The following is a 19,726-nucleotide window of genomic DNA, read 5'->3' as shown; positions in this document are numbered from 1 at the left end:
TTGACCAGTCTTGAACTGCGAGAATGCAAATTCTGCCGGTGTACCACTCAAGAACGGGCAAGAAAAAGGTGCGTTCACCAACGTAAGTCCCGCTTCCGGACAATCTCGGCATCACTACGATCAGACGTGGTCGCCAAATCCATCAGCGGCTGCCTCAGGAGCGAACCACCCAGCGGCGGTGCTCCGCAGCCCCTGCCAGTGATGAGCAAGGCACCTGACAAGGCCCTGACCAGCTCGTTTACAGAGAAACTTCCGCCTGGCAGAAGCCGCCTTGCGCGGCCACCCCAGCCGTCAGGACCCTGAGTCCAACCACGGCACGCGGGGCGACGACGCCCCGCCGACAGGGACGGGAACCCCATGCCTCACATGACCGCCTTCGCCAGGAACCAGTGGTACGTCGCCGCCTACGCCGAGGAGGTCGGGCGGGAGCTGCTCGGACGGACCGTCCTCGGTGAGCCGCTCGTGTTCTACCGGACCGAGGAGGAGGGGACGCCGGTGGCGCTGCACGACCGGTGTGTGCACCGCCGCTACCCGCTCTCCGAGAGCGGGCTGGACGGGGACCGGATCGTGTGCGGCTACCACGGGTTCACGTACGACACGACGGGCGCCTGTGTGTACGTGCCGGGGCAGAAGCGGATCCCGCGGACGGCGCGCGTGGCCTCGTACCCCGTGGTCGAGCAGGACTCGCTGATCTGGGTCTGGATCGGCGACCCGGCGCTAGCCGACCCGCAGACCATCCCGCGCGCCCGGCACCTGGCCGCCCCCGGCTGGACCACCGTGCGGGGCATGGAGCCGATCGACGCCGACTACGGGCTCCTCGTCGACAACCTGCTCGACCTGTCCCACGAGACCTATCTGCACGGCGGCTACATCGGCACCCCCGAGGTCGCCGAGACGCCGATCACGACCGAGGTCGACGAGGGCGCCGGTGTGGTGCGGGTGAGCCGGCACATGGACGACGCGGAATGCCCGCCGTTCTACGCGAGGTCGACCGGCATCGAGGGCCGGATCACCCGCTGGCAGGACATCGAGTACTTCGCGCCCTGCCTGTACCTGCTGCACAGCCGCATCGCCCCCGTGGGCGTGCTCCCCGAGGCGGACGGCAGCGATCCGAACGGCTTCCACACCGAGATCACCTACGCGATCACCCCGTCCTCGGACGGCAAGGTGTACGACTTCTGGATGGTCTCGCGGGACTGGGCGACCGAGAGCGAGGAGGTCACCGAGTTCCTCAAGGGCAACAACCACACGGTCGTCATGCAGGACGTCGTCGCGCTGAACCTGCTCCAGAAGACGCTGGGCACCGAGCGCACCGGCTACCAGGAGCTGAGCATCAACATCGACACCGGTGGTCTGGCCGCCCGCCGCATCCTGGCCCGGCTGGTCGAGGAGGGCGAGAAGCCGGTGGAGAAGGTCCAGTGAGCACGTCGCCCACCCACCGGACCGGAGAGGTCTACCGCGTCGACTGGCTGCCGGGCACGGACATCCTGCACGGCACCTGTCACTGCGGGCGCGAGCACACCGCGCAGGACCCCATCGAGATGTGGGAGTGGATGCTCGCCCACCCCCAAGGACACGAGCCGCAAGGGACCACGTCATGACCCCGTCCCCCTCGCCGTCGCCCGCGTCGCCCGCGTACGAGGCCGAACTGGTCGTCGAGAGCCGGGAGTTCGCGGCCGACGGTGTGCTGACCCTGACCCTGCGGCATCCGCTCGGCGACGAACTCCCGGCCTGGGAGCCGGGCGCGCACATCGACGTGCTGCTGGGGCCGGAGCTGGAGCGGCAGTACTCGCTGTGCGGTGACCCGGCGGACCGCGGGGTCTGGCGGATCGGCGTCCTGCGCGAGCCCGACGGACGCGGTGGATCGGCGTACGTGCACACGGAGTTGGCGCGGGGCGACAAGGTCCGGGTGCGCGGGCCGCGCAACAACTTCGCCCTGGAGCCGGTGCCCCGCTACCGGTTCGTGGCGGGCGGCATCGGCATCACCCCCATCCTGCCGATGCTGGCGGCGGCCGAGGCGGCGGGCGCGGAGTGGTCCCTACTGTACGGCGGGCGCAGTCGTGAATCCATGGCATTCCAGGCCGAGTTGGCCGTATACGGGGACCGGGTCACCGTCGCCCCGCAGGACGAGACCGGGCTGCTCGACCTCGGGTCCGTACTGGACGGCCTGCCCGAGGACGCGCTCGTCTACTGCTGCGGGCCGGGCGCCCTGCTCGACGCGGTCGAGGCGCGGTGCCCGGGGAAGGCGCTGCGGGTCGAGCGTTTCCGGCCGAAGGAGCAGGAGACGGGCCCCGACAGCGAGTTCGAGGTCGTGCTGGAGCGGACCGGGAAGACCGTCACGGTGCCCGTGGGGGTCTCCGTGCTCGACTCCGTGCGGGCCGCCGGGGTCGAGGTCCTGTTCTCCTGCGCGGAGGGCACCTGCGGGACCTGTGAGACGGACGTTCTGGAGGGCACCCCCGACCACCGCGACTCGGTGCTGAGCGACGAGGAGCGCGAGGCCGGGGAGACCATGCTCATCTGCGTGTCCCGGTGCCAGGGGTCACGGCTGGTGCTCGACCTGTAGCGGTACGGCCCCGGCGCGCGCCCGGCCCGTGGCGGTCCCCGTCACGCACAGGTCGGCCTCGATCCGGGCGGCCGTGGCGAGCAGGTGGGGCAGCAGGTCCCGGCGCACCGACGCCACGGAGGTGCGGCCGGCGTGGACGGGGATGTTCACGCCGGCCACCACCTCGCCGTGCCGGTCGCGCACCGGGGCGGCGACCGACCGCAGCCCCTCCTCCAGTTCCTGGTCGACCACGGCGTACCCCTGGCGGCGTACCCGGCGCAGCTCTGTCCTGAGCCGGTCGGCGGAGGTGAGGGTGCGCCGGGTGAGGGGTCCGAGGTCGGCGCGGGCGAGGCGGGCGTCGGTCTCCTCGTCCGGCAGATGCGCGAGGAGCACCCGGCCGACGGAGGTGACGTGGGCCGGCAGGCGGGTGCCCACGGTGATCGTCGCCGTCATGATGCGGCGCACGCCGACCCTCGCCACGTACACGATGTCGTCGCCGTCGAGGACGCACAGCGAGGAGGACTCCCCGACCTGTGCGACCAGCCGTTCCAGATGGGGTACGGCGAGGTCGGGGAGGGTGACGCTCGACAGGTACGCGTAGCCGAGTTCGAGCACGCGCGGGGTGAGCCGGAACAGCCGGCCGTCGGTGTGGACGTAGCCGAGGTCGACGAGGGTGAGCAGGAAGCGGCGGGCGGCGGCCCGGGTCAGCTCGCAGGCGCGGGCGACCTCGCTCAGCGTCCGTGCGGGGTGCTCGGCGTCGAAGGCGCGGACGACCGCGAGGCCCCGCTCGAAGGACCGGACGAAGTGCGGCCGGCGGGCTGCGCCGAACCGGTCTCGATCGGGCATCGTCGCCTCCAGGAAGACGCACGGAAACCGCACGAACGCCGCACGGACGCCACACGAACGAGGCTCCGCACCCGCGTACCGTACGCACGACGGTGCGTGGTGCGCACGCTAGGAGCACACTTCTGCAACTGTCAACGGGCTTGCAGGGCAAGGGCATTGACCCGCAACCGACGGCGTTCTACCTTCCCGCTGAGCACTTCTGTGCGGTGTGCGCACAGCCTGTCGAGGAGCGTTCCCACCAGGGGGAGTCATGCGTCGTCTGCTCATCGGTCTCGCGGCCGGTGCCTTGTTCGTCACCGCGACCGCCTGCGGTTCCTCCGGGCCGGGCGGCGGGGACGCGGGGTCCGGGGGCACGACCACGCTCAAACTCGGCGTCATCCCCATCATCGACGTCGCGCCCCTGTACCTGGGCGAGAAGAAGGGCTTCTACAGCAAGCGCGGGCTCGAACTGGAGCCCACGCTCGCGCAGGGCGGGGCGGCGATCGTGCCCGGGGTCGTCTCCGGCCAGTTCGACTTCGGCTTCAGCAACATGACCTCCCTGCTGGTCGCCCAGTCCAAGAACGTGCCGGTGAAGGCCGTGGTGAACGGGGTCGCCTCAACCGGCAAGGCCGGCGCCGACTTCGCGGAGATCATGGTCAGGAAGGGCAGCCCGCTCAAGACCGCCAGCGACCTGGAGGGCAAGAAGGTCGCGGCCAACACCCTGGGCAACATCTGCGACACCTCGGTCAACGAGTCGGTCCGCAAGGACGGCGGCGATCCGTCCGAGGTGGAGTACGTGGAGATGCCGTTCGACCAGATGCCGGCCGCGCTCGCCAAGGGCCAGGTCGACGCGGCCTGCGTCGTGGAACCGGCGCTGGCCGCCATCAAGTCCCAGGGCGGCACGGTGCTGGCCTCGAACTTCGTCGACGTGTCGCCGTACCTCACCGTGGCGATGTACTTCACCTCGCAGAAGTACGCAGCCGAGAACCCGGAGACGGTGAAGAAGTTCCAGGAGGCCACGGCCGAGTCGCTGGCGTACGCCGACGCGCACCCGGACGAGGTCCGCCAGATCATCACCACGTACACGAAGATCCCGCGGAACCTGCTGGAGACGGTCGTCCTGCCCCACTGGCCCGCCGAGCCGGACCGCGCCTCCATCGAGCGGCTCGGCGAACTGGGCCAGAAGGACGGCCTGTTCGAGAAGACCCCGGACCTGGACGAGCTGCTGCCGTGAGGGGTGCCGACACGCTCCTCGGCGCGGCCGGGCTGACGGGGTTCCTCGCCCTGTGGGAGGCGCTGCCGCGGCTCGGCCTCGTCGAGGACGAGTACCTCCCGCCGGTCAGCCGGGTCGCCGGCGCGCTGGCCGGCGAACTCGCCGACGCGGCGTTCTGGACGGCGCTCGGTGACACCCTGACGGGCTGGGCGCTCGGGCTCCTGATCGCCGCGACCGCCGGGATCCTCACGGGGGTCGTCATCGCCGTCGTGCCGTATCTGCGGGAGGCGACGTCCTCCACGATCGAGTTCCTGCGCCCGATCCCCTCGGTCGCCCTGATCCCCCTCGCCGTCCTGCTGTACGGCAGCGAACTGCGGTCGGTGCTCCTGCTGGTGGTGTACGCGTCCTTCTGGCAGATCCTGATCCAGACCCTGTACGGCGTCCAGGACGTCGACCCGGTCGCCGAGGAGACCGCCCGCTCCTACGGCCTCGGCCCCTGGGCGCGGGTCCGGCACGTGCTGTGGCCCACCGCCCTGCCGTACGTCATGACGGGCCTGCGGCTGGCCGCCGCCGTGGCCCTCGTCCTGGCGGTGACGGCCGAACTGGTCAGCGGAGCACCGGGGTTGGGACAGCGCATCTCGGTCGCGCAGACCTCGCAGGCGGTGCCGGAGATGTACGCCCTGGTCGTGGTCACCGGGCTGCTGGGGCTGCTGGTCAATGTGGGCGCCCGTACGGTGGAGCGGCGGGCGCTGGCCTGGCACCCGTCGGTGCGCGGAGAGGTGGCGGGGTGAGACGGCTGCTGCTGCGGCTGGTGTACGTCGTCGCCCTCCCCCTCGTCCTGGTCACCGTCTGGTGGTTCGCCTCGTACGGCAGCACCGATGCGTTCCGGCCGCCCCTGCGCACGATCCTCGCCGCCTTCCCGGACGTCTGGACGGCCGAGCGGGTGCGCGACGACGTGCTGCCGAGCCTGTTGCGCCTGTCGGCCGGGTACGCGGTGGCGGCCGTCGTCGGCGTCGCGCTCGGCACGGTCATCGGCTCCTACCGCCGGGTGCGGTCGGTCTGCGAGCCGGTCCTGGAATTCCTGCGGGCCGTGCCGCCGCCCGTCCTCGTCCCGGTCATCACGCTGTTCGCGGGCATCGGCGACACGATGAAGATCGCCGTCATCGCGAGCGGATGCGTGTGGCCGGTCCTGCTCAACACCGTCGAGGGCGTACGGGCGGTGGACCCGGTGCTGTCGGAGACGGCCCGGTCGTACGGCGTCACGGGCGCGGCCCGGCTGCGGAACGTCGTCCTGCGCTCGGCGAGTCCGCAGATCTTCGCGGGGCTGCGGCAGGCGCTGTCGATCGGCATCATCCTCATGGTCATCAGCGAGATGACCGCGTCCAGCGACGGACTGGGGCACACGATCGTCCAGTTCCAGCGCGGTTTCGCGATCCCCGACATGTGGACCGGCATTCTCGTCCTCGGTCTGCTCGGGTTCCTGCTGTCCGTCGTCCTCCGGCTGGTGGAGCGGCGCGTGCTGGGCTGGTACCACGGTCTGCGCGCGTCCTCCCGGCGGTCCTGGTGAAACTGGAGAAGGGGCAGCCGGCGATGGACGCCTTGCTGGAAGTGGCGGGTCTGCGGAAGGTCTACGAGGGTTCCGGGCGCCGGGTGGAGGCCGTGCGGGACCTCACCTTCACCGTGGACGCCGGCGAACTGGTCTGTCTGGTGGGCCCGTCGGGCTGCGGCAAGACGACCCTGCTCAAATGCGTGGCCGGGCTGCTGGACCCGACCGCCGGTCAGGTCCGCCTCGGGGGACGGCCGGTGAACGGCCCGCCGCCGGGCATGGCTGTCGTGTTCCAGGAGTACGGGCGCAGCCTGTTCCCCTGGATGCGGGTCCGCGACAACGTCGAACTGCCCCTGCGGCAGAAGAGGTCGGGCAGGGCCCGGCGGCGGGAACTGGTCGACGACGCGCTCGCCTCGGTCGGTCTGTCCGACGCGGCGGGCGCGTACCCCTGGCAGCTGTCCGGCGGGATGCAGCAGCGGGTCGCCATCGCCCGCGCGCTGGCGTACGAGCCGGAGGTGCTGCTGATGGACGAGCCGTTCGCGGCGGTCGACGCCCAGACCCGGGCCGATCTGGAGGACCTCGTGCGGCGCCTGTGGCGGGAACGGGGCGTCACGATCCTCTTCGTCACCCACGACATCGACGAGGCCGTCTATCTCGGTGAACGGGTCCTCGTCCTCTCCGCCTCCCCCACCGTCGTGCGGGAACAGCTCACGGTCGACCTGCCCGTCGACCGGGACCAGCTGCACACCCGGGTGGCGCCCCGCTTCGCGGAGCTGCGGACCCGTGTGTACGAGCAGATCCAGGCGGCGAAGCGGGGTGTCCCGCCGTCCCTGGACCAGGGGTGAGCGCGGGTGGCGGGGTTGTCCTCCGGCGCCGTCGGCGACCTGAACGCCGGCGGCGCCGGAGGGGGCGCGGCTCACCGCTCGGGAGAGGGCACCACACTCAGATGGCTCGTGGCGGCGTGCCGGGGGCGGCGCGTCCTGCGCAACGGGTCGGCCGGGCGGCCCACCTCGCGCAGGACGAGGGTCATGCGGTGGTAGCCCATGTCGCGCAGGGTGTCCGGGGTCTCGCCGACGACCCGGCAGACGGTGGCGCCCCAGCGCGGGTCCGGGTGGACGACGTGGCGTACGGCGCCGTCGTGACGCACGGCCGCCGGGCCTACCGTGCGGAGCCAGTGCGGGAGTCCGTGGCGGTAGGCGGCGTCCATGATCGGGTCCTGGGCGATCTCCCGGCGGACGGCCTGCAGGCCCCGGTCCTGGGGGTGGTGCTCCACGGCGGCGGCGAAGTGGGCGAGCATCGGCAGGCACCAGCCCGCCTCGTGGTCGCCGAGGACCGTGGCGGCGTCGGGGTGGAAGAGCACGAAGCGCAGGAAGTTGTCACCCGGCATGGCCGTCGGGTGCGGCCCCACGCCGTTGAACAGGGCGCGGAACGCGGCGTTGGCCAGAACGACGTCCCAGCGGTGGTCGAGGACGACGGACGGGAACAGGACGGAATCCAGCAGCACGGCGTAGTCCTGGAGGTACGCCTGTGCTTCCTGGGCTTCGAGAGTGTCGGGGACGGGCCGCGGTACCCACCGCTCCCCTCCTGCCTGAAACGCCATCGGGAGGTCACCCCTCTTGCCTATGCGGCCTTCACGCGGCGCCTTGATCCTGGTGCCCCGGTCGGATCGGTGTCAACTATCGTGGCATTCGACGCCGGTTGACGGCTGAATCTCGCCACAGTTGTGGCGAGACCTGGATGTGAGTTCGACACAACCGCTAGTCTCCCCGCAGTTCACGGTGTACTTGCCGGGACCAGGGTCTCGCGCCAGGCTTGCATCCACGGATTCCGCAGTACCGCGAAATTGGCCTGAGAGAGACGTAGGAGATCTGTCGGTGACGGATGGCTTCGAGGTTCCGGACGCCGCGGCGACGGTTCTGCTGCCGGCCGTCGTGGCCCGAGTCACCGCGCTGGCGGACAAGCTGCGCGTAGGCCACACGGAGGTCTTCGACACCCGACGGCTCTCGGTCGCCTCGGGCGTGCCGGAGGCCGTGGTGAAGGCGCTGCTGAGCGGGCAGCGCGCCGGTGAACCCGACGTCCAGGCCCGCTTTCTGCAGCGCCTGGACCTGCTGCGACGCACCCGTCTCAAGCCGGGCGGCCGTAAGTACACCCAGCAGGAGATCGCCGACGGCGCGGGGATGTCCCGCCAGCAGGCGGGCGCCCTGATCAACGGGGACCGGCGGCCCACGATGGAGCACTGCGACGCCATCCAGCGCTTCTTCAGGGTGCACGCCGGTTTCCTCACCGCCGAGGACCCCGAGGCGCTGGCGAGCGCCCTGATGCGGACCGAGCAGGAGCTTCTCCAGCAGCTCGCCGACCGCGAACGCGCGGCGGCCGAGGCCGCGGACGACCCGTTGCAGCGGCTGCTGCAGAACCACGGGGTGCGCTCCATCGCCTGGCGGGCGGCCCAGCTGCCCACCGACCAGCACCGCGACAAGGTGGCGGAGTGGCTGGACATGCTGCTGGAGAGCGTCAAGCGGCCCGAGTCCTGACCGGGGGAGATCTGTGGGCATCGGAAAGGAAATGCGCCGTCTGTGCGGCGAGTTGGTCGGCGAACTCACCCTGCCGGCACCGGCGGACCCCGCCGATCTCTACAGCGCCCTGTGCGACGCCATGAGCAGGCGCCGCGGCCGACCGGTCCGGTACCGCACGGCCGTCTTCCCGCCGGGCACGGCCAGCGGGCTGTGGCTGGACATGGCCGAACAGGATCTGGTCGTCATCGAGGAACGCACCGCGCCCGACCACCAGTTGGTGATCCTCGGCCACGAGCTGTGGCACATGCAGGCCGGGCACTGCGGCCGGCACGTGGAGGGCACCGCGGTCGCCGCGCGCTTACTGAGCCAGGACGCCGATCTGCGGGCGACCGTGCTGAAGGTCGCCGCGCGTACGCGTTTCGACCTGACGGACGAGCAGGACGCCGAGAGCTTCGGGCTGCTGCTGGCGAGCAAGTGCCGTGCCTGGCTCGCCGGTTCGGCGCTGCGCGGGCCCGTGCGCCGCGATCACCTGGCCGGCCGCATCGGGGCCTCGCTGGGCTACCGCGGACCGCAGGGCTGAGCGGCCGGAAACGCCGAGACGTCACGACGCGAAGACGCAGAGACACCGAGAACATGGACGGGTCCAGCTACTACCTTCCGGCCATCGCGATGGCGATCGCCCTGGCCTCGAAGACGCCCGCGCTGCTGCGGAACTGGGGCGACCCCCTGATCAGGTCCGTGTGCGCGCTGATGACGCTGGCCACCCTCGTCTTCTTCTTCGCCGCGCCGCCGACGATCGGCGAGGTCAACCGCGTCACCGGCGTCACGAACGTCTCGGCGGCCGTCGTGTACTTCCTGCTGAGCGCGTTCAGCGGCTCCTGCCTGGTGCTGATCACCAACTGGCGGGGCGGCCCGCCCGAGACGACCCGCCGCCTCTCGCACCGCTGGATCGCCGGGTACGGCGCGGTGTGCGCGGCGATCGTGCTGCTGTTCGTGCTCGGCGACGCCCCCGTGGAGCGCGTGCGGGACTTCGACACGTACTACGCCGGCACGCCCTTCATGCGCGAGATGATCGTGCTGTATCTGACCGGTTTCACCGTCGCGGGCGTCGCCATGAACGTCATGTGCTGGCGCTGGGCGCTCCAGGTGCGTGGCTGGCTGCGCGCCGGACTGCTGATCATCGCCTTCGGCTTCCTGCTGAACGTGCCGTTCGCGGCGGTCAAGCTGATCGCCGTGGCCGCCCGCTGGCAGGGCGGCGACCTGGACTACCTGAGCACGTACGTCGCCCCCGTGCTGTCGTCCGTCGGCGCGCAGGTCTGCGCGGTCGGATTCTGTCTGCCCCTGGCCGGGGAGCGCCTCGGCGACTCCTGGACCATCTGGTCGATGTACCGCCGGCTCGGCCCGCTGTGGCGGGAGTTGCGTCCCGTCTGGGCCCAGGCGAGCCACGAGGTGCGGATCTCCTGGTGGGCGCCCGCCCGGCTGCAGATGACGCAGCGGGAGTCCGACATCCACGACGGCATGCTCAGCCTGTACCCGTACTTCGACGCCGGGGTCCGTGCCAAGGCGTACGACGCCGCCGTCGCGGCGGGTTCCGAGCCCGCCCAGGCGCGGGCGGAGGCCGACGCGGCGATGGTGACGGCGGCGGTGCGGGCCAGGGAGCACGACCCGGAGGGCCGGGTCATCAGCTCCGCCACCGCCGAGGCCGCCGTCCCGCCCACCGAGAACCCCCGTGACCTCGTACGGATGTCCATCGCCCTGCGTCAGTCACCCGTCGTAGCGGCCGCCCGTGAATGGGCCGCCGCGACCAGGTCAGAGAGCGACTTCCATGAGCGAACCCGTTAGCGGCCCGCGCGACACCGCGGTCACGACATCCCGGCATGCCGTCGTCGTCGGCGCGGGCCTGGCCGGCCTGCTGGCCGCCGCCGCGCTGCGCGACCACGCCGACGTCACCGTCGTCGAACGCGACACGCTGCCCGAGGGGCCCGGCCCCCGCCGGGGCGTGCCCCAGGCCCGGCACGCCCATCTGCTGTGGTCCGGCGGGGCCCGCGCGATGGAGGAGCTGCTGCCGGGGGTCACGGACGCCTGGCTGGCGGCCGGTGCCCGGCGCATCCCGCTGCCGACCGGTCTGGTCTCCCTGTCGCCCCAGGGCTGGCTGCGCCGCTGGCCCGAGATGGAGTTCATGATCGCGTGCAGCCGCGATCTGCTGGAGTCGGTCGTCCGCGCCCGACTGCTCTCCGGGCCCCGGGTCACCCTTCTCGACCGCACCGAGATCCTGGGACTGGAGGGCGACGCCTCCCGGGTGACGGGGCTGCGGGTCCGTTCCGCCGACGGTGAGGGGCGGGTCCTCGCCGCCGATCTGGTCGTGGACGCCTCCGGACGCGGTTCGCGGGGCTCCGCCTGGCTCGACTCCCTCGGGGTCGCGCCGGCGCCGATGGAGGAGGTCGACTCCGGGCTCGTGTACGCCAGCCGGGTCTTCCGGGCGCCGGCGGGCACCGAGGAGTACCCGGTGGTCAATGTGCAGCCGGACGGGTCGCAGCCGGTGCCGGGGCGCAGCGCCACCCTCGTGCCCATCGAGGGCGGGCGCTGGCTGGTGACGGTGTCGGGCACCCGGGGCGGTCAACCGAGCGCCCGTGCCGAGGAGTTCGAGGCGTTCGCGCGGGACGTCAGGCACCCGGTCGTGGGCGAGCTGATCGCCCGCGCCGAGCCGCTGACGGACGTCGTGGTCACCCGCAGCACGATCAACCGGCGGCGCTTCTTCGAGAAGGTGTCCGGCTGGCCCGACGGTTTCGTCGCGATCGGCGACTCGGTCGCCACGTACAACCCGATATACGGGCACGGCATGTCCGTCGCCGCCCAGAGCGCCCTGGCGCTGCGTGAGCGGGTCACCACGCACGGTCTGACGGCGCCCGGACTCGCGCGCCGGGTCCAGAAGGCGGTGGCGGTACCGGTGTCCCTGGCCTGGGACCTGGCCACCGGCACCGACATCCGTTACCCGGAGGCCATCGGCAAGCGGCCGAACGCCGTGCAGCGACTCTTCGGCCGTTATGTGGACCGGCTGGCGCGGACCGCGCTCGGCCGGCCCCTGGTGTTCAAGGCGTATCTCGGTGTGGTCACCCTCAGCGCACCGATCGGCGCCCTCGTCAGGCCGGAGGTCCTCCTGGCGGTGCTGCGCGGTCCGGTCAGATCCCCGCTGACGGAACCGCCGCTGACGGAGGATGAGCGACAGACGGTGCTGGGGACGGCTCCGCGGTAGCCCCCCGGGCGACTTCAGCGCGCGGGAGAACGGGATTGTCAGTGGGGGACGGCAAGCTGGGAGTGTGCCACCCGTACGCCGGGGCGGGCACGGAGTTTCGCCGATCCGACCAGGGGAGAGCCGTTCGATGCCGACCGCCGTACTGACCGACCGCGAGCGCGCCGCCGTACAGGCCTATCTACGGCTGCTGGGGACCGTACGAGCGGCGTTCGACGGGTCCGGGGGGTCATGCCGACCACCCGTGGTGCCGCCCGCCGTGCTCGCCGAGGCGGAGCAGGCACTGACGGCGGCGGGACTCTCGGGCAACGAGGAGGATTTCTTCCGGCTGTTGCGGAGCTGGTGTCCGGAGGTCTGAGGCGTGCGGCGACGGTCCGCCGGGGGCCCGGTGGACCGTCGCCGTCGTCGGGCGCCCCTAGCCGTGGTGGCTCGTCAGATACGGCGCGGCGGCCTGGTCCACCAGCTGTCGCAGGGACCGCAGGTAGGCCGCGTCACCGTCCAGTCGGTCGAGCACCCGGTGTGCCTCGTCGCGGAACGCCGCGAGGTCCTTCTCGTAGCGGCGGAGCACGGCGGGGGCGAGCAGCAGCGCCCGGAGTTCGGTGCGGGCCCGAGCGGAACCGCGGGCGGCACGCACGAGTTCCGCGAGCCGGCCTTGTGCCGCTGGGGGCGTCTGTCGCATCGCACAGGTGAGGAGATAGGTGACCGTGCCGTTGCGCAGGTCCTCGTCGCGGCCGGAGAGAAGGTCCTCCTGGTCGTTGAACAGCTGCCAGAGAACGCCGAAGGCCGCGCCGAACTCCCGCCATCGCTCGGTCCGTTCGGTGTCCGCGCCGGAGAGGATCGCGGCCATCGCCGTGATCATTCCGAACGGGACACCGGATTTCCCGTGGTAGACGGCGACGACCGCTTCGGGAGTGGCGTTCTCCAGGTCGCCCCGCAGATCCCGCAACTGCCCCTCCACGGCGGCGATCGAGCCGTCGACGATCTCGGCGGCGAGGGCGTTGCGCACCGCGTGCGGAAGCGGCTGGGCCTGGACGATCCGGAGGGGGAGGGCCTGCCCGGCGAGAACGGCCGCCAACAGCGCCTCGTCGGTGCCGAGTCCGGCGGGAGGGCGCCCGTGGTGGCTGTCGGCCAGGTCGTCGAGGTAGCAGGCGGAGGTCCACCACAGGACATGGACGGCAGCCAGCGGGATCGCCGGTTCCGGGGTGCCGGTCTCGGCGGCGTGCACGAGGAGCGGGAGGACGCGGAGCGGGTAGGTCATCCGCTGGTGGACCAGCAGCCCGGCTATGGACGTTCGTACGGCCGTGGACGAGGGCCCGAGATGCTCCAGGGCGGCCGCGATCTCCGCGTCGACGGCCGGCGAGACCCGTTCGTGCAGGTCCGCGCAGGCGAGAACGATCACCCGGCGTCCCGGGCCTCTCCGGAGCGGGCTTCCGCGGCGAGGGGCACCGTGGAACGGGGAACCGACACGGCCGTCGCCACCAGTCCCCGCCGGACCGTCCAGCGTCCGGCGAAGGCGTCGACCCGTCGGCCGTCCACCGCCGGTCCCGGCACGAGGAGTTCGGCGCGCAGCGCGCCGGAGCGGCCGCCGGGTTCGACGGAGATCTCGATGTCGGCCTCCGAGAAGTCCAGCCACCGCCCGGTGAGCGGGAACCACGCCTTGTAGACGGACTCCTTGGCACTGAAGAGCAGCCGGTCCCAGTGGACCGTGGGATCGCCGGCGGTCAGACGCCCCAGCCGGGTCTCCTCGGCGGGGAGCGCGATCGCCGCCAGCACGCCCTCGGGCAGGGCGCCGTGCGGCTCGGCGTCGATGCCGAGGGAGGCGAGGTCGTCCTGGCGGACCAGGGCGGCGGCCGCGTACCCCTCGCAGTGGGTCATGCTGCCGGTGAGCCCGTCCGGCCAGCCGGGGGCGCCGCGCTCGCCCGGCACGATCGCCCGCGGCGCCACGCCCAGCTTCTCCATGGCCCGCCGGGCGCAGGCGCGGACGACGGTGAACTCGCGGCGCCGCTTCGCCACCGCACGCGCCACGACCGCCTCCTCCTCGGGGTACAGCTCGATCCCCTCGACGGCCGCGTCCGTGTCAGGGGCGTACGCCTCCACGACCACGACCGCTCCCGGGAGCAGTTCCTCGATCACCGGCTTCGACCTCCATCGGCAGAATGCGGCGCAGCCTGCCGGGCGGTCCCGGACGCGGCCGCCACTCGCGGGGGTAACCCACGGACACCTCTTCGAAGCGGACGCCGTCCAGCCAGGTGGTCCGCGGGATGTGCAGATGACCGTAGACCATGACCTCGACGCGGAAGCGGCGGTGCCAGTCGGCGGTCAGTTCGGTGCCGCACCACATGGCGAACTCGGGGTAGTGCAGGACGTCCATGGGGTGCCGGTCCAGCGGGTAGTGGTTGACCAGCACCGTCGGCAGGCCGGGCGGCAGTTCGGCGAGTCTGCGTTCGGTCTCGGCGACGCGGGCGCGGCACCAGTCCTCGCGGCTCGGGTACGGGTCGGGGTGCAGCACGTGCTCGTCGGTGCAGACGATGCCGGTGCCGTGCGCGTACGCCAGGCCCTCGTCCTTCGTCGCGCAGCCCTTGGGCAGGAACGAGTAGTCGTACAGGAGGAACAGCGGGGCGACCACCACCGGGCCGCCCGGTCCCTCCCAGAGGGGGTAGGGGTCCTCCGGAGTGACGACGCCCAGTTCCCGGCAGAGGGCGACCAGGTGCTCGTACCGCTCGACGCCCCGGTACGGAACGGTCTCGCCGGGGTGGGTCCACAGTTCGTGGTTGCCCGGCGCCCAGACGACCTTGGCGAAGCGGCCGGCCAGTGTCTCCAGGGCCCAGCGGATGTCGGCGACGCTCTCGGAGACGTCACCCGCCACCAGGAGCCAGTCCTCGTCGGTCTCGGGGCGCATCCGCTCGACCAGGGCGCGATTCTCGGGATAGCCGATGTGCAGATCGCTGATGGCCAGCAGATTTCCGTGCCGGTCGGCCTTCGAGTCCACCCGTGCTCCCTTCCGGACACCGAACATCAACACGAGAACACACGGGCGCGCCGGCGGACAAGACCGACCTGCCGAGCCGTCCGGCCCGCGTCCCGGTGACCCCGCCGCGCGAGGATTAACACGCGCGTGACAGAAACCTGGGGCCCGGTGGCCGTATGATCCCTCCTACACCACCGCCACGCCCTCTCTTTCGCGTACGGCGGTTCGGCGTACCTCCATCCCCCCTGGCCGGGCACGGCCTGCTCCGCCGTGCCCGCGAACCTCTGAAAGGCGGCCTGCATGGTCTCTCGCGTACGCGTCTGGCTCAACCGCACGTACGCGGAGAACGTCTTCTTCATGGATCAGCTGCGGCATAATCCGCACGCTCGTCCGGTGGACATCCATGCCACGCACGGTGACGCCGACTCCCCCGTACTGGCCGCCGCCGACACCGCCGACCTGGAGCCCGAGGGCCTCTCCCCCGCCGCGTACGTCGAGTACGCGCTCGACCAGTGCGCCAAGCGCGGCATCGACGTGTTCGTGCCCCGGCTGCACCAGGCGACCCTGGCCGCGCACCGCGAGGAGTTCGCGGCCGTCGGTACGGTCCTGCTGGCGCCGACCGCCGGGGCCATCGAGGTCTTCGAGGACAAGGTGACCGCGTACGAGGCGGTCCAGACGCACGGGGTTCCGGTACCGCCGTGGTTCCGGGTGACGAACGCCGAGGAACTCGTCGCGGCTGTCGACGAGTTGGAGGACGCCGGGCACCGTGCCTGCTTCAAGCCGGCGTCCGGAGCGGGTGGTGTCGGCTTCCGGGTCGTCTCGCGCGCCCCCTTCTCGCTCTCCCAGCTCAGCGGTTTCCCGAGCCCGTACGTGCAGCTCGACATGGTCGTGGAGGCCCTGCGGGCGGCCGAGGAGCCCGTGGACTGGATGGTGATGCCTCGTCTGGAGCAGCCGGAGGTGTCCGTCGACTGCCTCACCGGTCCCGACGGGCGGGTGCGGATGTCCGTGGGCCGCACGAAGAACGGGCGGCGTCGTGGGTTCAGCCAGAACCCCGCGTGGATCGAGCCCGCGCGGCGGATCGCGGAGGGGTTCGGGCTGCACTACCTGACGAACATCCAGTTCCGGATGTTCGGCGACGAGCCGGTGCTGATGGACGTCAACACGCGTCCGGCGGGCGGGCTGCACCAGCTCGCGCTGTGCGGCATCAACGCACCCTGGGCCGCTGTGCAGTTGGCGCTCGGCGAGGAGACCGGGGACGTCGTGCCGACGCGGCTGGGGCAGGACTACACGGTGGTGTCGGGGACGCGGCCGGTGCGGCCGGTCGTGCTGCCGCACCAGGTCGAGACGCCGGTCGCCGTGACGCTGCCCGAGCCGGAGGCCGTGGAGGCGCGACCGCTCTCGGTGGGAGCACCGGTCGCCTGCAAGCCGTCCGCGGACCGGCCGCTGGCGGTCTGAGGCGACCGGGGAGTCCCGCCCCCGCGGCCCGGTGGGGGCTGGTCGCGCAGTTCCCCGCGCCCCTGAAAAGCAGGGGCTGCGCCCCGTGCTTTTCGGGCCCGAAGGGCCGTGGTCTTTCAGGCCCGCAGGGCCTGGGCTTTCAGGTCCGCGGGGCCGTGGCTTCAGGCCCGCAGGGCCTGGGCTTTCAGGCCGCCAGGGACTGGGCCTATAGGGGCGCGGGGAACTGTGCGAGAAGCCCCCACCGGACCCGCACCCGCCCTCCTGCCGGACAGACCCCTGCGCTCGGCGAACCGGGCCGCGGCGGGCAAGACGCCCGCCGCAACCTTTCTCACTGCCCGCCGGTCACGGCGTCACCGCTCCCCCACCGCCAGCCGCAGCGTCTGCACCTCGAACGGCCGCAGGGTCACCGGGACACCGTTCCCCTCCGTGGCCGCCTCGGACAGGGGCCGTTCGAGCAGGTCGGTGATCTGGGCCCCGGCCAGCGGGAAGCCGGTGCGCAGGACACCCCGGGCCCGGCCGCCGCTCGACTCGTAGATCCGGACCACCACGTCGCCGGACGCGTCGTCGGCGAGCTTGACCGCCTCGACGGTCACACCGTCGCCGTCGACGGAGACGACCGGCTCGGGCGCACCCGCCGCGTCGGCGACGCGCAGCGGCAGGTTCAGGGCGTAGCCCTCGGCGACCGCGTCCTCGATGGTCGCGCCGGGGAGCAGGGAGTACGTGATGCGGTGCTTGCCCTGGTCGGCCTCGGGGTCCGGGATGCGCGGGGCGCGGACCAGGCTGAGGCGGACCGTGGTGGTCGTACCGCCGTCCTCGCGGACCGTGCGGGAGACGTCGTGGCCGTAGGTGGAGTCGTTGATCACCGCAACGCCGTAGCCGGGCTCGCCGACGTGCACCCAGCGGTGGCCGGAGACCTCGAAGCGGGCCGCCTCCCAGCTGGTGTTGGTGTGGGTGGGGCGCTGGATGTGACCGAACTGGATCTCGGCGGAGGAGTGCGGCGCGCGGACGTCGATCGGGAAGCCGGCCTTGAGGAACTTCTCGGCCTCGTGCCAGTCGATGTCCGTCGCGAAGTCGATCCGGCGGCTGCCGGCGCGCAGGGTGATCGTCTGGATGATGCGGGAGCCCTTGCCGAACGAGCGCTCCACGCGGACCGCGCCGAGCAGCGGATCCTCCTCGACGACGGTGACCGAGTCGGCGTCCAGCAGGTCCGTGTAGCGGTTGCGGTAGTGCTTGTCGACGTCCCAGGCGTCCCAGTAGTTCGGGAGGTCGGTGTGCAGGCGGAGCAGGTTGCCCGTGTCGCCGAGCACCTCGCGGTCGGCGACCAGGTCGCGGACCGAGGCGAGGGTGCCGTCCTCGGCGATCTCGACCCGGACCAGGCCGTTGTCGAGGACGCGGCCGGAGACGGTGACGGGGTGGGGGGCTTCGGCGGCGGTCAGCGGCGCGCTGCCGCCCGCGGGCACCTCGACGTACACGGGCGCGCCCGCGGCCGTGCGGACCACCTCGGCCCGGTCGCGCGGGCTGGTGTTGAAGACGCGCGCGTCGCCCGCGCCGAGTGCCGTGACCGCCTCCGTCGTCAGCTCCTCCAGTTCCTTCGCCACCCGCGCGTACTCGGCCTCCGCCTCGCGGTGGACCCAGGCGATCGAGGAGCCCGGCAGGATGTCGTGGAACTGGTGGAGAAGGACCGTCTTCCAGAGGCGGTCGAGCTTCTCGTACGGGTAGGAGTAGCCGGGCGCGTGCAGCGCGGCCGTCGTCGCCCACAGCTCCGCCTCGCGCAGCTTGTGCTCGCTGCGGCGGTTGCCCTGCTTGGTGCGGGCCTGGGAGGTGTAGGTGGCGCGGTGGAGTTCGAGGTACAGCTCGCCGTTCCAGACGGGGGCGTCCTCGTACTCGGCGCGGGCCTTGGCGAAGAACTCGTCGGGGTGTTCGACGACGACCTTCGGTGAGCCCTCCAGGTCCGCGAGGCGGCGGGCGCGCTCCATGATCTCGCGGGTGGGTCCGCCACCGCCGTCTCCCCAGCCGAAGGGGGCCAGCGAGCGCGTACCGCCGCCCTTCTCCCGGTAGTTGCGGACCGCTCGGTCCATCTCCTCGCCGCTGAAGCGGGCGTTGTAGGTGTCGACCGGCGGGAAGTGGGTGAAGATGCGGGTGCCGTCGATGCCCTCCCACCAGAAGGTGTGGTGGGGGAACCTGTTGGTCTGGTTCCAGGAGATCTTCTGGGTGAGAAACCAGTCGTTGCCGGCGAGCTTGGCGAGCTGCGGGTAGGAGGCGTTGTAGCCGAAGGAGTCCGGCAGCCAGACGCCCTTGGTCTCGATGCCGAAGTGCTCGATGAAGAACCGCTTGCCGTGGACGAGCTGGCGGGCGATGGCCTCGCCGCCGGGCAGGTTGCCGTCGGACTCGACCCACATGCCGCCGACCGGCACCCACTGGCCCTTGTCGACGGCCTTCTTGATCCGCTCCCACACCTGCGGGTAGTTGTCGCGCACCCATTCGTACTGCACGGCCTGGGAGCAGGCGAAGATGAAGTCCTCGTACTCGTCGGCCAGCGCGGTGACGTTGGAGAAGGTGCGGGAGGTCTTGCGCTTGGTCTCGCGGATGGGCCAGAGCCAGGCGGAGTCGATGTGGGCGTGGCCGACGCCGGAGATGGTGTGGGCGCTGGCGTGGGCGGGCTTGGCGAGGACCGGGGCGAGGATCTCGCGGACGGCGGTCGCGCTGCCGGAGACGTCGTCGAGGTCGACGGCGTCCATGGCCCGGTCCAGGGTGTGCAGGATCTCGTGGCGGCGGGGCTCGTGCTCGCCGAGGTGGACCATCAGCTCGCGCAGCACCTGGAGATCCAGGTCGAGGTGGAAGACCTCCTCGTCGAGGACGGCGATGTCGGCGCGACGGAAGGTGTAGAGGGGCTTGTCGCCGGCGGTGAGGATGTCGCCGAGCGGCGTGATCCTGGAGAAGTTGTCGGCGAGGATGTCGGGGTTGGAGGCCGCCTCGACCAGGTAGTCGATCGTCTCGCCGCCGCGTACGGGGTTGCCGATCGGTACGTACTGGTTGAGCGGGTTGACCGCCTTCAGCGGGGTGCCGTCGGCGAGGTGGACCAGGGCCTCGGCCTGGTTGCCGGGCCAGTCGCCGACGAAGCCGAGGTCGACGACCGCCTCGACGCGGCGGCCCGCCCACTCGGCGGGGACCTGTCCGCGCATGCGGAACCAGGTCGTGCCCCACGGCGGACCCCAGGGGGTGTCCATCGCGAACGGGGTGTACGAGGCGGCCGCGGCCTCCTCGAAGGGGACGGGCTCGCCCGGGGCCTGCCAGGCCTCGACCTCGAAGGGCACGGAGGCCGCGTAGATCGCGGGCTTGATGCGCTGGGTGTGGACGCGCTCTACGCGTTCCTCGATCCGGTGGCGTTCGTCATGCATGGGAGGTCTCCAGAGA

General features: G+C 71.8%; 19 protein-coding genes. 13 read left to right on the top strand and 6 right to left on the bottom strand.

Features of this window, described 5'->3' with window-relative positions:
* Positions 1-357 precede the first annotated feature (357 nt).
* Genes H4687_RS37970 through H4687_RS37960 form a run of 3 tightly spaced genes read left to right on the top strand, consistent with a single transcriptional unit; the run spans position 358 to position 2,563 of the window.
* The gene (locus H4687_RS37970) at positions 358-1,422 is read left to right on the top strand and encodes an aromatic ring-hydroxylating dioxygenase subunit alpha (RefSeq protein WP_192781765.1); all 1,065 of its coding nucleotides are present in this window, start codon (positions 358-360) and stop codon (positions 1,420-1,422) included.
* Entirely contained in the window at positions 1,419-1,601 is a 183-nt protein-coding gene (locus tag H4687_RS37965; protein ID WP_005484720.1) for a hypothetical protein, read from the top strand. The genes H4687_RS37970 and H4687_RS37965 overlap by 4 nt, the downstream gene beginning before the upstream one ends.
* Positions 1,598-2,563 carry a PDR/VanB family oxidoreductase gene (locus H4687_RS37960; RefSeq protein WP_046914694.1) on the top strand — a complete coding sequence of 322 codons (966 nt, stop codon included), beginning with the start codon at positions 1,598-1,600 and terminating at the stop codon, positions 2,561-2,563. Before H4687_RS37965 ends, H4687_RS37960 begins: the two co-directional genes overlap by 4 nt.
* On the opposite strand, the gene H4687_RS37955 is transcribed toward H4687_RS37960, so the two are convergent.
* Positions 2,540-3,388: an IclR family transcriptional regulator domain-containing protein gene (locus tag H4687_RS37955; RefSeq protein WP_046914693.1), complete on the bottom strand. Its 849-nt coding sequence runs from the start codon at positions 3,386-3,388 to the stop codon at positions 2,540-2,542. The two genes, H4687_RS37960 and H4687_RS37955, sit on opposite strands and share 24 nt — an antisense overlap.
* Before the next feature lie 250 nt (positions 3,389-3,638).
* Here H4687_RS37955 and H4687_RS37950 point away from each other — a divergent pair, with 250 nt between their 5' ends.
* Genes H4687_RS37950 through H4687_RS37935 form a run of 4 tightly spaced genes read left to right on the top strand, consistent with a single transcriptional unit; the run spans position 3,639 to position 6,971 of the window.
* On the top strand, positions 3,639-4,601 hold the full coding sequence (locus tag H4687_RS37950; RefSeq protein ID WP_046914692.1) for an ABC transporter substrate-binding protein: 963 nt from the start codon (positions 3,639-3,641) through the stop codon (positions 4,599-4,601).
* Positions 4,598-5,371 (top strand): ABC transporter permease, encoded by a 774-nt coding sequence (locus H4687_RS37945; protein WP_046914691.1) that lies wholly within the window; start codon positions 4,598-4,600, stop codon positions 5,369-5,371. Before H4687_RS37950 ends, H4687_RS37945 begins: the two co-directional genes overlap by 4 nt.
* Entirely contained in the window at positions 5,368-6,147 is a 780-nt protein-coding gene (locus H4687_RS37940) for an ABC transporter permease (protein ID WP_046914690.1), read from the top strand. Before H4687_RS37945 ends, H4687_RS37940 begins: the two co-directional genes overlap by 4 nt.
* A 23-nt stretch (positions 6,148-6,170) precedes the next feature.
* Complete coding sequence (locus H4687_RS37935) at positions 6,171-6,971, top strand: ABC transporter ATP-binding protein (protein WP_046914701.1); 801 nt, start codon at positions 6,171-6,173, stop codon at positions 6,969-6,971.
* Positions 6,972-7,042: 71 nt separating this feature from the next.
* Here H4687_RS37935 and H4687_RS37930 read toward each other — a convergent pair whose 3' ends face one another.
* Positions 7,043-7,726, bottom strand: a complete 684-nt coding sequence (locus H4687_RS37930; RefSeq protein WP_046914689.1) for an MmyB family transcriptional regulator — start codon at positions 7,724-7,726, stop codon at positions 7,043-7,045.
* Positions 7,727-8,000: 274 nt separating this feature from the next.
* Here H4687_RS37930 and H4687_RS37925 point away from each other — a divergent pair, with 274 nt between their 5' ends.
* The 5 genes from H4687_RS37925 to H4687_RS37905 all read left to right on the top strand — a co-directional run bounded on the left by H4687_RS37925 (position 8,001) and on the right by H4687_RS37905 (position 12,247).
* The gene (locus H4687_RS37925) at positions 8,001-8,657 is read left to right on the top strand and encodes a helix-turn-helix domain-containing protein (protein WP_005484732.1); all 657 of its coding nucleotides are present in this window, start codon (positions 8,001-8,003) and stop codon (positions 8,655-8,657) included.
* Positions 8,658-8,688: 31 nt separating this feature from the next.
* A complete protein-coding gene (locus H4687_RS37920) occupies positions 8,689-9,219 on the top strand; it encodes a hypothetical protein (RefSeq protein WP_046914688.1) in 531 nt (176 codons plus the stop codon).
* A 53-nt stretch (positions 9,220-9,272) separates the two neighbouring features.
* Entirely contained in the window at positions 9,273-10,481 is a 1,209-nt protein-coding gene (locus H4687_RS37915; protein ID WP_046914687.1) for an MAB_1171c family putative transporter, read from the top strand.
* The gene (locus H4687_RS37910; protein WP_046914686.1) at positions 10,465-11,892 is read left to right on the top strand and encodes an FAD-dependent monooxygenase; all 1,428 of its coding nucleotides are present in this window, start codon (positions 10,465-10,467) and stop codon (positions 11,890-11,892) included. The genes H4687_RS37915 and H4687_RS37910 overlap by 17 nt, the downstream gene beginning before the upstream one ends.
* Before the next feature lie 127 nt (positions 11,893-12,019).
* Positions 12,020-12,247 carry a hypothetical protein gene (locus H4687_RS37905; protein ID WP_046914685.1) on the top strand — a complete coding sequence of 76 codons (228 nt, stop codon included), beginning with the start codon at positions 12,020-12,022 and terminating at the stop codon, positions 12,245-12,247.
* Positions 12,248-12,304: 57 nt separating this feature from the next.
* On the opposite strand, the gene H4687_RS37900 is transcribed toward H4687_RS37905, so the two are convergent.
* Genes H4687_RS37900 through H4687_RS37890 form a run of 3 tightly spaced genes read right to left on the bottom strand, consistent with a single transcriptional unit; the run spans position 12,305 to position 14,905 of the window.
* Positions 12,305-13,288: a polyprenyl synthetase family protein gene (locus H4687_RS37900; RefSeq protein WP_046914684.1), complete on the bottom strand. Its 984-nt coding sequence runs from the start codon at positions 13,286-13,288 to the stop codon at positions 12,305-12,307.
* Positions 13,285-14,022, bottom strand: coding sequence for a 4'-phosphopantetheinyl transferase family protein (locus H4687_RS37895; RefSeq protein ID WP_046914683.1), 738 nt, complete (start codon positions 14,020-14,022; stop codon positions 13,285-13,287). Before H4687_RS37895 ends, H4687_RS37900 begins: the two co-directional genes overlap by 4 nt.
* Positions 13,967-14,905 (bottom strand): metallophosphoesterase family protein, encoded by a 939-nt coding sequence (locus H4687_RS37890; protein WP_225966945.1) that lies wholly within the window; start codon positions 14,903-14,905, stop codon positions 13,967-13,969. The genes H4687_RS37895 and H4687_RS37890 overlap by 56 nt, the downstream gene beginning before the upstream one ends.
* A 252-nt stretch (positions 14,906-15,157) precedes the next feature.
* Between H4687_RS37890 and H4687_RS37885 the strand changes: the two genes are divergently transcribed.
* Entirely contained in the window at positions 15,158-16,312 is a 1,155-nt protein-coding gene (locus tag H4687_RS37885) for an ATP-grasp domain-containing protein (RefSeq protein ID WP_046914681.1), read from the top strand.
* 350 nt (positions 16,313-16,662) lie between these two features.
* On the opposite strand, the gene H4687_RS37880 is transcribed toward H4687_RS37885, so the two are convergent.
* On the bottom strand, positions 16,663-19,710 hold the full coding sequence (locus H4687_RS37880; RefSeq protein ID WP_046917510.1) for an alpha-mannosidase: 3,048 nt from the start codon (positions 19,708-19,710) through the stop codon (positions 16,663-16,665).
* Positions 19,711-19,726: the final 16 nt, after the last annotated feature.

It is taken from the genome of Streptomyces stelliscabiei, from assembly GCF_014873495.1.
GTDB classification, from domain to species: Bacteria; Actinomycetota; Actinomycetes; order Streptomycetales; family Streptomycetaceae; genus Streptomyces; species Streptomyces bottropensis.
This window is presented reverse-complemented; position numbering and strand designations above follow the sequence as displayed.

What these genes read in the sequence shown, in the direction of transcription:
- H4687_RS37905 (WP_046914685.1), top strand. Translation starts at nt 12,020, where the DNA reads ATGCCGACCGCCGTACTGACCGACCGCGAGCGCGCCGCCGTACAGGCC.
- H4687_RS37880 (WP_046917510.1), bottom strand. Translation starts at nt 19,710, where the DNA reads ATGCATGACGAACGCCACCGGATCGAGGAACGCGTAGAGCGCGTCCAC.
- H4687_RS37920 (WP_046914688.1), top strand. Translation starts at nt 8,689, where the DNA reads ATGCGCCGTCTGTGCGGCGAGTTGGTCGGCGAACTCACCCTGCCGGCA.
- H4687_RS37970 (WP_192781765.1), top strand. Translation starts at nt 358, where the DNA reads ATGCCTCACATGACCGCCTTCGCCAGGAACCAGTGGTACGTCGCCGCC.
- H4687_RS37935 (WP_046914701.1), top strand. Translation starts at nt 6,171, where the DNA reads ATGGACGCCTTGCTGGAAGTGGCGGGTCTGCGGAAGGTCTACGAGGGT.
- H4687_RS37910 (WP_046914686.1), top strand. Translation starts at nt 10,465, where the DNA reads ATGAGCGAACCCGTTAGCGGCCCGCGCGACACCGCGGTCACGACATCC.
- H4687_RS37930 (WP_046914689.1), bottom strand. Translation starts at nt 7,726, where the DNA reads ATGGCGTTTCAGGCAGGAGGGGAGCGGTGGGTACCGCGGCCCGTCCCC.
- H4687_RS37885 (WP_046914681.1), top strand. Translation starts at nt 15,158, where the DNA reads ATGGTCTCTCGCGTACGCGTCTGGCTCAACCGCACGTACGCGGAGAAC.
- H4687_RS37950 (WP_046914692.1), top strand. Translation starts at nt 3,639, where the DNA reads ATGCGTCGTCTGCTCATCGGTCTCGCGGCCGGTGCCTTGTTCGTCACC.
- H4687_RS37890 (WP_225966945.1), bottom strand. Translation starts at nt 14,905, where the DNA reads ATGTTCGGTGTCCGGAAGGGAGCACGGGTGGACTCGAAGGCCGACCGG.
- H4687_RS37915 (WP_046914687.1), top strand. Translation starts at nt 9,273, where the DNA reads ATGGACGGGTCCAGCTACTACCTTCCGGCCATCGCGATGGCGATCGCC.
- H4687_RS37955 (WP_046914693.1), bottom strand. Translation starts at nt 3,388, where the DNA reads ATGCCCGATCGAGACCGGTTCGGCGCAGCCCGCCGGCCGCACTTCGTC.
- H4687_RS37960 (WP_046914694.1), top strand. Translation starts at nt 1,598, where the DNA reads ATGACCCCGTCCCCCTCGCCGTCGCCCGCGTCGCCCGCGTACGAGGCC.